This is a genomic window from Mesorhizobium sp. B2-3-10 (assembly GCF_006442275.1).
Classification (GTDB): domain Bacteria; phylum Pseudomonadota; class Alphaproteobacteria; order Rhizobiales; family Rhizobiaceae; genus Mesorhizobium; species Mesorhizobium australicum.
This window is the reverse complement of record NZ_VFVT01000007.1, coordinates 341,831-354,683: the sequence shown is the minus strand read 5'-3', so window position 1 is coordinate 354,683 and position 12,853 is coordinate 341,831. Positions and strand designations below refer to the sequence as shown.

13 protein-coding genes are annotated in these 12,853 nt (G+C 64.0%); 5 read left to right on the top strand and 8 right to left on the bottom strand.

Translation table 11 applies throughout. The annotated features are described in order from the left end of the window. Positions 1-3 precede the first annotated feature (3 nt). Positions 4-1,281, bottom strand: coding sequence for a phosphoribosylamine--glycine ligase (gene purD, locus FJ943_RS21955; protein ID WP_140724783.1), 1,278 nt, complete (start codon positions 1,279-1,281; stop codon positions 4-6). Positions 1,282-1,433: 152 nt separating this feature from the next. Then, positions 1,434-2,255 carry a phytanoyl-CoA dioxygenase family protein gene (locus FJ943_RS21950; RefSeq protein ID WP_140724780.1) on the bottom strand — a complete coding sequence of 274 codons (822 nt, stop codon included), beginning with the start codon at positions 2,253-2,255 and terminating at the stop codon, positions 1,434-1,436. Between the two features lie 90 nt (positions 2,256-2,345). Between FJ943_RS21950 and FJ943_RS21945 the strand changes: the two genes are divergently transcribed. Together FJ943_RS21945 and ubiA are read left to right on the top strand one after the other, a co-directional pair. Next, a complete protein-coding gene (locus tag FJ943_RS21945; protein ID WP_140724777.1) occupies positions 2,346-3,257 on the top strand; it encodes a LysR family transcriptional regulator in 912 nt (303 codons plus the stop codon). 68 nt (positions 3,258-3,325) lie between these two features. Next, a complete protein-coding gene (ubiA, locus tag FJ943_RS21940; protein ID WP_181174609.1) occupies positions 3,326-4,309 on the top strand; it encodes a 4-hydroxybenzoate octaprenyltransferase in 984 nt (327 codons plus the stop codon). A 41-nt stretch (positions 4,310-4,350) separates the two neighbouring features. Here ubiA and FJ943_RS21935 read toward each other — a convergent pair whose 3' ends face one another. From FJ943_RS21935 to FJ943_RS21925, 3 genes are all read right to left on the bottom strand, one after another. Beyond that, positions 4,351-4,917, bottom strand: a complete 567-nt coding sequence (locus FJ943_RS21935; RefSeq protein WP_041163896.1) for a DUF6101 family protein — start codon at positions 4,915-4,917, stop codon at positions 4,351-4,353. A 190-nt stretch (positions 4,918-5,107) separates the two neighbouring features. Then, positions 5,108-6,538 carry an FAD-binding oxidoreductase gene (locus FJ943_RS21930; RefSeq protein WP_140724771.1) on the bottom strand — a complete coding sequence of 477 codons (1,431 nt, stop codon included), beginning with the start codon at positions 6,536-6,538 and terminating at the stop codon, positions 5,108-5,110. Positions 6,539-6,547: 9 nt separating this feature from the next. Continuing rightward, on the bottom strand, positions 6,548-7,522 hold the full coding sequence (locus tag FJ943_RS21925; protein WP_181174602.1) for an L-threonylcarbamoyladenylate synthase: 975 nt from the start codon (positions 7,520-7,522) through the stop codon (positions 6,548-6,550). Between the two features lie 159 nt (positions 7,523-7,681). On the opposite strand from FJ943_RS21925, the gene FJ943_RS21920 reads away from it, so the two are divergent. Beyond that, the gene (locus FJ943_RS21920) at positions 7,682-8,152 is read left to right on the top strand and encodes a hypothetical protein (RefSeq protein WP_140724765.1); all 471 of its coding nucleotides are present in this window, start codon (positions 7,682-7,684) and stop codon (positions 8,150-8,152) included. Positions 8,153-8,327: 175 nt separating this feature from the next. Beyond that, complete coding sequence (locus tag FJ943_RS21915; RefSeq protein ID WP_140724762.1) at positions 8,328-8,714, top strand: hypothetical protein; 387 nt, start codon at positions 8,328-8,330, stop codon at positions 8,712-8,714. Between the two features lie 71 nt (positions 8,715-8,785). On the opposite strand, the gene FJ943_RS21910 is transcribed toward FJ943_RS21915, so the two are convergent. After that, positions 8,786-9,073 carry an ATPase gene (locus FJ943_RS21910; RefSeq protein WP_140724759.1) on the bottom strand — a complete coding sequence of 96 codons (288 nt, stop codon included), beginning with the start codon at positions 9,071-9,073 and terminating at the stop codon, positions 8,786-8,788. Between the two features lie 197 nt (positions 9,074-9,270). Next, positions 9,271-11,502 (bottom strand): glycine--tRNA ligase subunit beta, encoded by a 2,232-nt coding sequence (gene glyS / locus FJ943_RS21905; RefSeq protein WP_140724756.1) that lies wholly within the window; start codon positions 11,500-11,502, stop codon positions 9,271-9,273. Between the two features lie 195 nt (positions 11,503-11,697). Between glyS and FJ943_RS29700 the strand changes: the two genes are divergently transcribed. Next, positions 11,698-11,874: a hypothetical protein gene (locus tag FJ943_RS29700; protein WP_167331130.1), complete on the top strand. Its 177-nt coding sequence runs from the start codon at positions 11,698-11,700 to the stop codon at positions 11,872-11,874. A 3-nt stretch (positions 11,875-11,877) separates the two neighbouring features. Here FJ943_RS29700 and FJ943_RS21900 read toward each other — a convergent pair whose 3' ends face one another. Next, positions 11,878-12,822, bottom strand: a complete 945-nt coding sequence (locus FJ943_RS21900; protein WP_140724753.1) for a glycine--tRNA ligase subunit alpha — start codon at positions 12,820-12,822, stop codon at positions 11,878-11,880. Positions 12,823-12,853: the final 31 nt, after the last annotated feature.

Sequence of the window (12,853 nt, the reverse complement as noted above, 5' to 3'; positions counted from 1 at the left end):
GCTTCAGCCGGCCTGCTCGCGTGCCACGGCCTGCCAGCCTATGTCGCGGCGGCAGAACCCGTCCGGCCAGTCGATGCGGTCGAGGGCGGCATAGGCCCGCGCCTGCGCCTCTCCGACCGTGGCGCCGCTCGCCGTGACATTGAGCACACGGCCGCCATTGGCGACCAGCGCACCGCCATTGATTGCGGTGCCGGCATGGAAAATCTGGACGCCTTCACCGGCGGCGTCCTCGACGCCGCGGATGACGGAGCCTTTCTCCGGTGTGCCGGGATAGCCCCTGGCCGCCATCACGACGGTCAGCGCCGCCTCGTCACGCCAGCGCACCGACATATGCGCGAGCTGGCCATCGGTCGCGGCATTGAGCAGCACCAGCAGGTCATCCCTGAGCCGCATCATCAGCACCTGGCACTCGGGATCGCCGAAGCGGGTGTTGTATTCGATCAGCTTCGGCCCGCTTTCCGTGATCATCAATCCGGCGAACAGAATCCCGGCGAAAGGCGCGCCAAGCTCGGCCATGCCGCGCATCGTCGGCTCGATGATCTCGCGCACGGTGCGCTCGATCATGTCAGGCGTCATTACCGGGGCCGGCGAATAGGCGCCCATGCCGCCGGTGTTGGGACCGACGTCGCCGTCACCGACGCGCTTGTGGTCCTGCGCGGTGCCGAAGGGAAGCGCCGTGGTGCCGTCGCAGAGGCAGAAGAAACTCGCCTCCTCGCCGGTCATGAATTCCTCGACCACCACCTCCGCGCCGGCAGCACCAAAGGACCCGTCAAAGCAGGAAGCGAGTGCCGCCCGTGCCTCGTCCATCGTCATGGCTACGGTGACACCCTTGCCAGCTGCGAGCCCGTCGGCCTTGATGACGATCGGCGCGCCTGTCTTCTCGACATAGGCCTTGGCCGAGGCCAGGTCGCCGAACCGGCCATAGGCGGCGGTCGGAATGTTGTACCGGGCGCAGAGGTCCTTGGTGAAACCCTTCGAGCCTTCCAGCCGCGCGGCGGCCTTCGAAGGCCCGAAGACGCGGATGTTTTCGGCGCGCAGATCATCGGCGATGCCGGCGACGAGCGGCCCTTCCGGGCCGACCACGACGAGATCGATTTTTTTCTCCCGGCAGAAGGCGGCGACCGCGGCGTGATCGGTGATATCAAGCTTCACCAGTTCGGCCTCGCTGCCAATGCCCGGATTGCCGGGGGCCGCGTAGAGCTTGGTCAGCAGCGGCGAAGCGGCGATCTTCCAGGCCAGCGCATGTTCGCGGCCGCCGGAGCCGAGAAGAAGAACGTTCATGGCCACCTCTTGATGCCGCCTATCCCATAGAGAGAACAACCCGCTATTGCTCTCTGGGCGACGGGTCAAGGCATCAGGGTGGATTGCGCACGGGAACGTTATCCCTGTCGAATAGGGCGCCAGCCACCGCCGCCCCCTATTCCGGCACTCGTTCAGCCCTGAAAGACCACCGGAAACCAATCCTCGCGCAGCTTCTGTCCCGGCTGCATGCCATGGCCGTGATAGGGCGGCGAGGTGCGGCCCGGTCGCTCGACATAATGGGCATCGTCGCCGACCCAGCGCAGCGACAACGCCCGGCGCCGGGCCGCGGTCATATTGCCGCGCGCGCCGTGTGCCGTCCTGAAGTCGAACAGAATGGCGTCGCCCGGCTCCATCTCCCATTCGATAACTTTCATCGACGGATCGGTGTCGGGATCGGGCACCGGACGGTAATCGCCCTCGGTCGCGTAAAAATTGCCATCGTCCAGCCAGCGCACCGGCAGGATCATCTTGTCCCATTTGTGCGAGCCGGCGATCAGGCGCAGCGTCGCTTCCTTCACCGGATCGATGGGGATCCAGAAGCTCACCGTCTGCTGGCCGTCGACAAAATAATAGGGGATGTCCTGGTGCCACGGCGTCGGTTTCTGCGTACCGGGCTCCTTGACCAGCACATGGTCGTGGAAGAACTGCGCGGTGCGCGACTGCATCACCGCGGCCGCCAGCTGCGCCGCCGGCGAATTGCGCACGACATCGACGAATTCAGGGATACGCTCCCAGTTGCAGTAATCGTCGAAGAAGCTGCCCTTGCCGCCAGCGATGTCGGACGCGGTGGCGCTGCGGCTCCGCATGTTGCGCTCAATGCCGGCGGCAATCGTGTCGACCCAGCCCTTGAAGGCGCCGCGGATGCAGACCGCGCCGTCACGCTGGTAGTCGGCGATTGTCTGCGCATCGATGATTTCGGTGTCGATTGGCTGCGCTGCGGTTTGGGAAGCCATGGTGTCCTCCTCTCAGGATCGACGCCACTATCGCAATGTCCTCTCATTCCGTAAAATAATAACTTCTCATCTGACACATAGGTTCTGGCTATGAGTCTCACTCTCACGCAACTCCGCTATCTCATCGCCGTCGCCCGCCATGGCAGCGTCACCGGCGCGGCGCGGGCGATCAACATTTCGCAGCCGTCGATTTCAGTGGCCATCGACGCCATCGAAAGGGATTTCGGCCAAAAACTATTCGTACGCCAGCGGGGAAGCGGCGTTTCGCTGACCTCCTTCGGCCGTGTCGTGGTAGCCAAGGCAAAGCAGGTTCTTGCCGAGACCGACGAACTCATGAGCCTGGGGTCGGGCAATTCAGCCATCGGTGGCGAGCTGGTGCTCGGCTGCTTCGAGGATCTGGCGCCCTATTTCGCGCCGGGCCTTATCCGTGCCTTCTCCGAACGCCATCCAGGGGTCGCGGTTGTCGTCCGTGACGAGACGTTCGAGACGCTTGGGCGACGCCTGGCGGACGCCACAGTCGACCTCGGCCTCAGCTACGATCTCGGCCTGCCGTCGCATTTCGCCCGCTTCCTGCTGCACGAGCTTCGGCCGCATGCGCTGCTGCCGGCGGGCCATGCACTGGCGGGCCGGCCCGAGGTCAGCCTGGCGGATCTGGCCGCCTACCCGCTGATCACGACCGACCAGCCGCATAGCTGGCAGCATATGCTCGACCTGTTCCGCGGCCGTGGCCTGTCGCCGGTGGCCGACATGCGCACAAGTTCGTTCGAACTCCAGCGCAGCATGGTGGCCAACGGCTTCGGCATCGCGGTCAGCTATACCCGCCCGCATGGCGACCGCAGCTATGACGGCTTGCGCCTCGTCTGCAAACCGCTGTCGGATCCGCTGCCCATGCAGCGCATCATTCTCACCCACGATACGCATCAGCGCGTGTCGAATGCGGCGCTGGCTTTCATCGCGGTGGCGAAAGTCTGGTTTTCCACACGCGATATCTTCGCGTCGTGACGGGTTGGCGGCCGCCGCTCCTCCGCTTGCCGCTTGACGGTTTCCGCCACTGCTGCCACTCCATGCCAATGGAACCTGTCCAGTCAAAAGCGGCCCAGGGTCGCGTCGCCGATGCGCCGAACCGCCATTGGGTCTATCGCGTGCTGCCGCGCGCGATCTGGCCCTATGCGCAGCTGGCGCGGTGGGACAGGCCGATCGGCTGGCAATTGCTTTTGTGGCCATGCTGGTGGTCGGCCGCACTTGCGGCGAGCGCCTATCCGCGCCCAGGCGACCCGCTGCTCTCGCTGCTGCCGGCGCCCTTGTACCTTGTGCTCTTCCTGATTGGCGCCATCGCCATGCGTGGCGCCGGTTGCACCTATAACGACATTGTCGACCAGGACATCGATAACCAGGTCGAACGCACCCGCTCACGCCCGCTACCGTCCGGCCAGACCACGCGCCGACGGGCCTGGCTGTTTCTTTTCCTGCAGGCCCTGGTCGGCCTGGCGGTTCTCCTGCAGTTCAACAGCTTTGCCATTCTGCTCGGCGTTTGCTCGCTGGTGATCGTCGCTGTCTATCCATTCACGAAGCGGATAACCAACTGGCCGCAACTGTTTCTCGGCCTCGCCTTTTCCTGGGGCGCGCTGATGGGGTGGGCGGTAGAGTTCGGTGATCTCGATGGCCCCGCCATCATGCTCTATATCGGTTCGATCCTGTGGGTGATCGGCTATGACACGATCTATGCCCACCAGGACAAGGAAGACGACGCCATTGTCGGCGTGCGTTCGACCGCGCGGCTGTTCGGCGACAACACCAAGGCATGGCTCGCGGGGCTTTATGGCGGTACGCTGATCTGCTTCGCCATCGCCTTCGCCTCGGCGCAGGCCCCGGTGGTGGCACTGGCGGGATTGATCGCCGCCGGCGCCCACATGGCGCGGCAGATCGCGGTTCTGGATATCGACGATCCAGACCAGTGCCTGCGGCTGTTTCGGTCGAACAACCAGGTCGGCTGGCTGATCTTCCTCGGCCTGATCGGCGGCGCATTGTGGGTGGCGCTGAAGCCGCTGGTGTAGCGGCTTTTCCTTCTCCCCGTCTCTATACGGGGAGAAGAACGCTAGTCTCTTGAAATGATCTCCTCGCCGCCGATCACCAGCCTGAGGCCGAGGTCACCGGCTCTGCGGCGGGCAAGGAAGCGGGGGCGGCGCATATTGGAAACGCGGCCCTTGCGGCGCTCCCGCGGCGGCAATGTCTTGATGGCGGCGCCGAGCGATTCTTCCAGGGTGCGGGCGACGCCATCGGATTCGATCAGCAGCATCGGCAGACGGTAGGCGTCGGCCCAGGCCCGCCAGTCGGCGGCGACGTCTTCGAGATCGTCGGCCACCAGCAGCGGCACCGACAGCATCGGATCGTTGTGCAGGAGTTCCAGGGTCACCGTGACATTGCCTTCCGGATCCTCCATCGCACGGGCGGCGACGCCGCGAAATGCATTGGCGGGCAGCACGATGATCGCCGGCAGGCCGCTCATCTCGAGCAGGCGGCGGATCACTGCGCCGCGCTGGTCGATGGTGAAGGTTACGTCGCCATAATCGTCGCGCGTGGCATAGCTCACCACCTGCGGCAGGCGGAATGGGTCGAGACGCATGTTGCGTCCCGCCCAGACTGGCTTCAGTCCAGTGTTCACGTTCATAGAGCGCCTTCCTGTCTGTCTCCTGAGAGCCGGTGTCCGGTTCTCTCCGGGCCAGTTTTCCCGGCCTCGTTATGGGGAAACAGTAGCGCCGGCTCCTTACCGCCGCGCTTAAGAAAGTCGGTTAAATTTTGCTGATCTCAGGGATGGTTATCGGAATGCCACCAGCCACAGGATGGTGAAAGAATCAGATAACCTTACTAGGATTCATGATGCCCGCCGGATCGAAGGCAGCCTTTACCCGGCGCATCAGATCGATGGCCATCGGCGGCGCGGTGGCGATCAGTTCGTCGCGCTTCAACTGACCGATGCCGTGCTCGGCCGAGATCGAACCGTGCAGGCTGCGCACCACGTCATGCACGGCCTTGTTCATCGCATGATAGAGCGCCAGGAACGCCTCGTCGTCGCCATCGACGGGCCGTGAAATGTTATAATGGAGGTTGCCGTCTCCCATATGGCCGAAACAGACCACGCGGGCGCCGGCGCTCACTGACGCCACGGCGCCGGCGGCCTCCCTTATGAAGCGCGGTATCGATGCGATCGGCACCGAAATGTCGTGCTTGATCGAAGCGCCTTCCGGCTTTTGTGCCTCGGGCAACAGCTCGCGAAAATCCCAGAAGGCATCGCCCTGCCCGAGGCTGGCGGCGATGACGGCATCGCCGACGAATTCCTGCTCTAGACCCGCCGAAAGCACATCCTCGATCAGCGCCCGAGAATCCTCCGCTGAGCGGCCGGACGATATCTGCATCAGCACGTACCAGGGCCAGTCTTCGGCCAGCGGCCGCACGACGCCCTGGGCGTGCGCAAGGGTAAAGTCATACGGGCGCTTGCCGATCAGTTCGAAGGCCGTGAGTGCGGCCCCGGCGCGGTCCATGGCCAGGCTGAACAGGGAAAGGGCGGCTTCGGGCGACGACAGGCCGACGAAGGCGACGTCCGTCCCCTTCGGCTTCGGGAACAGTTTGAGCACGGCGGCGGTGATGACACCGAGCGTGCCTTCGGCGCCGACGAACAGGTTCTTCAGGTCGTAGCCGGTGTTGTCCTTCTTCAGTTTGCGCAAATCGTCGAACACCTCGCCGGTCGGCAGCACCACCTCGACGCCGAGGCACAGTTCGCGCGCATTGCCATAGGCCAGCACGCCGGTGCCGCCGGCATTGGACGACAGGTTGCCGCCGATCTGGCAGGAGCCTTGCGCGGCGAGCGACAGCGGAAACAGCCGGTCGGCGGCATCGGCCGCTTCCTGCAAGGTCTGCAGGATGACACCGGCCTCGACCGTGACCGTATTGGACAGGACATCGATCTCGCGGACGCGGTTCAGCCGCGATAGCGACAGGACGATCTCGCGACCGGATCTGTCCGGCACCTGCGCGCCGACCAGCCCGGTGTTGCCGCTTTGCGGCACGATCGGCGTTCCGGTCTCTGTCGCCAGCCGCATGATCCGGCTGACCTCGTCGACGCTGCCCGGCCGCAGCACCAGGGACGTCGCGCCGTGCCAGAGGCCGCGTCGCTCGATCAGATAAGGCGCGATGTCCTGCTGGTCGCGCAGCGCATATTTGTCGCCGACGATCGCCGCGAAACGATCGATGAGGGCGGGATCGAGTGTCTTTGCGGTTGCGGTCATCTGGGAAAACTACGTTGTGGGCTGTGCGTTGTCACGAGGAGCGGCGGCACGGGAGAGCCGGTCGTTGATGGCCTCGCCGAGCCCGTCAAAGGGAATTGGCTCGACGGCGATAATCCGCGCGCCGCTACGGTCCAAATCCTGCATGTAGGCAAAGAGATTGCTTGCCGCTTCACGCAGGTCACCTGACAGCGAGAGGTTGAGGAAAGCGGTCGCGCCGCGCCAGCCTTCCGCGCGCTGGTCGCCGAAGGCAAGCAACGCTTCTCCTTCACCAACCGTGCCGGCATTGAGCCGAACAGCCGCGCCCGGTGCGTAGTGCGAGGCAAGCATGCCCGGCGCCTCGACGCCGGCAATGCCGCCGCGCAGCAGCTCCATGCGGATGGCCGCCTCGATCTCGTCGGCGGCAATGCCGCCGGGCCGAAGCAGGCGCAACCTTTCGCCTTCGGCCTTGACGATGGTCGATTCCAGCCCGACCGGCGTGGCGCCACCATCGACCACCAGTTTGATGCGCCCGCCTAAATCCGCAGCCACCGCCTGCGCCGTCGTCGCGCTGATCTTGCCGGATGAGTTGGCGCTGGGCGCGGCAAGCGGTCGGCCAAGCCTGCCGATCAGGTCGCCGCCAAAACCCCTCGGCATGCGCACGGCGATCGTGTCGAGCCCGGCCGTGACCAGCGGATGAATGCCGTTGCCGGGGCGTTGTGGCAGCACCAGCGTCAGCGGACCCGGCCAGAAGGCAAGCGCGAGCTTCCTGGACAGCGGATCGAACGAGGCGATGCGTTCGGCCATCGCCATGTCGGCGACATGGGCGATCAGCGGATTGAAACGCGGCCGCCCCTTGGCTTCGAAAATGCGCGCCACGCCAATGCCGTTGGTGGCATCGCCGGCAAGCCCGTAGACGGTTTCCGTCGGGATGGCGACGACATCGCCGCCCAGGAGCAGCGCCAACGCCGGTTCCATCGCTTCGCCGACGGCAAGTATTTCAGCCACTCTCGTCACCTCGCGGATGCCGGCTGCGTAATACGACGGGGCCGCCGGGGCAAGCGGGCATTGGCAATTCATCAATTCCTAAAATGCTATCTTTCCACGAAAGCCGGCATCAATCGCCGAGTACTATCGTGCGGCTTCTGGGCAATGGGAGCTATGTCGGTGTCTGTTCGTATCTGGGGAGCGCTTGCCATCACTTTGGCCTCAATGGGTGGCGGGGCTCAGGCCTCGTCGCTGGTCTTTCCCGGTGCGCCGGCCTCGACACCCTCCATCCTTGCGCTGAAGGCGGCCGACGGCAAGGCGAGCGATGTTGTGTCCGTCGTTGCGCTTGGCGAGCCTGACGTCACCTACGAAAAGGTCGCGGCAATCCCCGGCAAGGCCGAGGCGAGGCACTCCTTCGCGCAGAGCCCGATGATCATTAGGGGCGGCATCGTCGGCGGCGCTTTCTCGACACCCGTGCAGGCCAAGGCGCCGGCCGCGGCAACGGCCCCGGCCACCCCAGCCGCCCCCGCCACGGCGACAGCCTCGGCAGCCCCCGCGCCGGCAGCGCACGGGAAAGCAGCGGCACCGGCGACAGCCGTACCGCCACCGCCAGCCCACCAGCCTGCTTCGGGAGCCGGCAAGGTCAAGTAGCGACCACGCAAACCGGACGGGCAAAATGCTCGGCGGCTTGACGGCGGTCTGGCGTCCTGCGCACCGTTGTCCGGCGAATTTCGTCTAGAGTATCTTGCTGGCGGCCCTGCGGCTGATTTTCGCCAAGTGGCTCCAGCGGACGCAATTGCATCGTTCAAGGCAGAGGGGGTTGCTCATGAAAAATTCGACGACCGTTACCGTGGCAGGGCTTCTGCTGGCGTCATTGCTTGGTGGCGTGGCCCAAGCGGACGACATGCTGGGATCCTACGTCGCGCGCATTTCCGATCGCGATCACCAGGCGAGCGACGGCTATGCGCTGGATGGCGCCGCGCAGATGGTGCGGCAAGACCGCGCCAACTGGCACAAATTCCATCGCCGCGACGGCGACGACGAGGGCGACGCCTGGTTTAGGACCAACGACCAGCGCGCCGACCTGCAGCGCATGCTGGAGCGCCCTGGCGCGATGAGTTCCTCGACCAAGCGCGCCATCGTCAATGGCGAGCCGCTGATCCAGGTCGACGTCTATGAAAACAGCGTGCGCGTCAGCATCCTGGAGAACTGATCAAATCAATTTGGGAAGACGGCGGAAGGGCGGCGCGAAAGCGCCGCCCTCGAGAATCTGTTAACTGAAAATCAGGCTGCTTCTTCCTTGTCGTCGTCGTCTTCGGACTCGCCGTCTTCGGATTCTTCGGCGTCATCGCCTTCGCCCTTCACGGTGTCATCGGCGTCGTCTTCGTCAGACTCTTCGCCGTCTTCATCGTCGCCTTCCTCGTCATCGCCATCTCCGTCTTCGTCAGACAGATCAGCGGCTTCGACCGTGATCGCAGCGGCGTGATCGAGGGCGGTTTCGGAAGCGGATTCAAGCGGCTCGGCAGGAGCCGAGGTTTCTTCTGTCACTTCGATTTCGTGATCGGAATTCATGGAAGCCTCCGTTGGGATGGGGAACACACCCCTTTTGCCACGGAGAGATCATCGTCATATGACTGTAAGCCGGCTCGAAGGGCCGGCCGGAACATATTTTTCCAGGGGCCTGAGGCCCCTCTATCCCGGCGTGATCTCAGGACAAACGGATACCGTTTGTCCGAGAAAATCGGTGCCGACTTTTCGAAAAGTGCTTCTCAACCAGCGATTTTCGAGAAATCCGCGACCTGACCGGTAGCCGTGCGAATGCGCGCGAGCAGCGCCAGTCGGTTGGCACGCACGGACAGGTCCTCATCATTCACGAGAACATGCTCAAAGAATGAATCAACGGGTTCACGCAACACGCTAAGCGCCATCATGGCAGCCGAAAAGTCTTGGTTTTGAATCGCTTCGCCGGCTTGCTTCTCGGCCTGATTCACCGCGGCGAACAGCGACTTCTCCGCATCTTGCCGGAACAACGCCGGCTCAACGGTTTCGGCGACGGCCGTTTTCTTCTTCTCCTCGGCGGCCAGAATGTTGGCGGCACGCTTGGTGCCGGCGAGCAAATTCTTGCCGTCCTCGGTGTCAAGGAAAGAGCCAAGCGCCTCGACGCGGCGCACGATCTGGAGGAGGTCGTCGGACTGAGGTGTGATCACGGCGTCGATGAGATCGTGACGGGCGCCTTGGTCACGGAGGTAGACTTTCAGGCGGTCGTGGAAGAAGGCGAGGAGGTCGCGATCCACGGACTTCCCGTCGCCGACTTGCCCGCGCCCGTGCGCATGGTCGCCGCCTGACTCGGCCTGCTCCCTGGCTTGCCTTTTATCAATCTGGTCAACAGTGGTCTTTCGATGTTTGGCCATGGTGGAAAGAAGCGATAGCGGTGTTCCATTCTCCAGAGTCAGCCTCACCATCCCAAGCGCAGCGCGACGCAGCGCGTAAGGATCCTTCGAGCCTGTCGGCTTTTCATCGATGGCCCAGAAGCCGACCAGCGTATCTAGCTTGTCAGCAAGCGCCACGGCGACCGACACTGGATCGCTCGGCACATAATCGGACGGTCCTTGTGGCTTGTAGTGCTCCTCGATGGCCGCGGCCACGGATGGATGCTCGCCCTGCAGCAGCGCATATTTGCGGCCCATAGCCCCCTGCAATTCGGGAAACTCGCCGACCACTTCAGTGGTGAGATCGGCCTTGGCGAGAACCGCCGCACGGCCCGCGGGCGTGGGATCGGCGCCAACGACCGGCGCCAATTCTTCCGCCAATCGCTTGATGCGCTCCACCCGCTCGCCCTGCGTGCCGAGCTTGGCATGGAAGGTCACATTGAGATGGTCGAGCCGCGCCATGCGCTGGTCGAGCGGCTTTTTCAGATCGAGCCCGAACTTCTCGGCTGATGCCTGGAGTTGGTCAAGGTCCGGCAAATCGCCCTGGTCGGTAGTCCAGAAATAGAGCGCATCGGACAGGCGGGCGCGCACCACCTTGCCGTTGCCGTGGGCGATCTCCTTGCCGCCGTCCTTCGCCTCGATGTTGGCGGTGAGGATGAAGCGGTTGGAAAGCGCCTCGCTTTCCCCCTGCGGCCGCGTGACAAAACACTTCTGGTTGGCGCGGATGGTCAACCGGATCACTTCCGCCGGAATGGCAAGGAAGGCCTGCTCGAACTCGCCCATCAGCACGATGGGCCATTCGACCAGCCCGGACACTTCTTCAAGCAGCCCCTCATCCTCGACCAGGTCGAGCCCGTTGGCGAAGGCGAGGTTGCGGGCGTCGGCGAGGATGATCTCCTTGCGACGGTCGGCGTCGAGCACGACCTTGCCCGCCTCCAGCTTGCCCACATAATCGTCGAAGCGGCGCACGGTGATTTCGCCGGGCGCGAGGAAACGGTGGCCGTAGGTGATGTTGCCCGAACGGATGCCGTCGATCTCGAAATCGACCACCACCGGCTCCTCGGTCTCGGGGCCGAAGGTGCACAGGATCGACTGCAGCGGGCGCACCCAGCGCAGCGAGCCCGGTTTGGCCGAGGCCGGTCCCCAGCGCATCGACTTCGGCCACGGAAAATCGCGGACGAGGTCAGGCACCAGTCCGGCGATGATCTCTTCGGCCGCCCTGCCCGGCTTCGAAATATGGGCGACGTAGAAGTCGCCCTTCTTCGGGTCGGAATGGACATGCGCCTCGGCGATCGAAGACAGGCCGGCCTTGCGCAGGAAGCCCTGGACCGCCTGTTCTGGCGCCGATATCGACGGACCCTTGATTTCCTCGTGAATGTCTTTTGAGCGTGCGGTGAGCCCGCGTATATCGAGCGTCAGGCGCCGGGGCGTCCAATACTCACGCGCCGCCTCATAGGTGAGACCCGCCTCGACCAGACCGTCGGTCAGCATCTTCTTCAAATCGCCCGCCGCCTTGCGCTGCATGCGGGCAGGAATTTCCTCGGAACGAAGTTCAAGAAGCAGGTCAGGCATCGGGGTCAGCTCATGCGGGAGAGTGGTCCGGGCGGGGCATAGCAACTCGGCTGGCCGCTGTCACCCTTTCCATAAATTTTGGCCACTCTGTCGGGACGAGCCGAACCCGCCCGTCCTTGGATCAAAGATTTCAATGAACCGAAAGCTGCGCTGAAGCGACCCACGCTCAGGCAGGGAACTATTGGCTGAACGACGATGAAAACGGCATCCAGACTTCTTCAGATCCTTGCGCTCAGCGCCTGCTTCACCGCGCAGGCCCACGGCGCCTTCTCGATGCCGGGCGTGCGGCAGGCGCTACGGACAATGGCTGGCCAGAGCGGCCAGGTCTTGCCGCCGATCCATGCTTCCCTCGGAGTGATCGAGGACGCTTGAGGCTCAGGCCGCCAATCCACCGGCCTGCGTCTTCAAGAACGCCTCGCCGCAGGCCTTCGCCAGATTGCGCACGCGCAGGATGTAGCTCTGGCGCTCGGTGACAGAGATCACGCCACGCGCGTCCAGCAAATTGAAGACATGGCTGGCCTTGATGCACTGGTCATAGGCCGGGAAGACCATCTTGTGCATCGGCAGATTGTCGTTCGAGGCCGGCGCGCCGGCCTCGAGCAGAGCCTTGCACTCGGCCTCGGCGTCCTCGAAATGCCTGAGCAGCATCGCCGTGTTGGCGTATTCGAAATTGTGGCGGGAATATTCCTGCTCGGCCTGCAGGAAGACATCGCCATAGGTCACCTTGTCGGCGCCCTCGCGGCCGTTGAAGTTGAGGTCGTAGACATTGTCGACGCCCTGCACATACATGGCCAGGCGCTCCAGGCCGTAGGTGAGTTCCCCCGCCACCGGCGCGCATTCGATGCCGCAGACCTGCTGGAAATAGGTGAACTGCGACACCTCCATGCCGTCGCACCAGCATTCCCAGCCAAGCCCCCAGGCGCCCAACGTCGGGCTTTCCCAATCGTCCTCGACGAAACGTATGTCGTGCAGCAACGGGTCGACGCCGATTGCCGCCAGCGAGCCGAGATAGAGCTCCTGCAGATTGGGCGGATTGGGCTTCAGGATCACCTGGTACTGGTAGTAGTGCTGCAGCCGGTTCGGATTCTCGCCATAGCGGCCGTCCTTGGGACGGCGCGAAGGCTGGACATAGGCGGCGTTCCAGCCCTTGGGGCCTAGCGCGCGCAGCGTCGTTGCCGGATGAAAGGTGCCGGCGCCGACCTCCATGTCATAGGGCTGGAGGATGACGCAGCCATAAGCCGCCCAGTAATTGTGCAAAGTGAGGATCAGCCCCTGGAACGAGCGGCTGGGATGCATATGGGCTGGGATTTCAATCGTCACGGTGGCCTCGGCGACACAGGCTAGCTTGCGG

Excerpts from the sequence above, each read along its gene's own strand:
- ubiA (WP_181174609.1), top strand. The coding sequence starts at position 3,326 with ATGGAACCTGTCCAGTCAAAAGCGGCCCAGGGTCGCGTCGCCGATGCG.
- FJ943_RS21915 (WP_140724762.1), top strand. The coding sequence starts at position 8,328 with ATGAAAAATTCGACGACCGTTACCGTGGCAGGGCTTCTGCTGGCGTCA.
- FJ943_RS29700 (WP_167331130.1), top strand. The coding sequence starts at position 11,698 with ATGAAAACGGCATCCAGACTTCTTCAGATCCTTGCGCTCAGCGCCTGC.
- FJ943_RS21945 (WP_140724777.1), top strand. The coding sequence starts at position 2,346 with ATGAGTCTCACTCTCACGCAACTCCGCTATCTCATCGCCGTCGCCCGC.
- FJ943_RS21930 (WP_140724771.1), bottom strand. The coding sequence starts at position 6,538 with ATGACCGCAACCGCAAAGACACTCGATCCCGCCCTCATCGATCGTTTC.
- glyS (WP_140724756.1), bottom strand. The coding sequence starts at position 11,502 with ATGCCTGACCTGCTTCTTGAACTTCGTTCCGAGGAAATTCCTGCCCGC.
- FJ943_RS21950 (WP_140724780.1), bottom strand. The coding sequence starts at position 2,255 with ATGGCTTCCCAAACCGCAGCGCAGCCAATCGACACCGAAATCATCGAT.
- purD (WP_140724783.1), bottom strand. The coding sequence starts at position 1,281 with ATGAACGTTCTTCTTCTCGGCTCCGGCGGCCGCGAACATGCGCTGGCC.
- FJ943_RS21910 (WP_140724759.1), bottom strand. The coding sequence starts at position 9,073 with ATGAATTCCGATCACGAAATCGAAGTGACAGAAGAAACCTCGGCTCCT.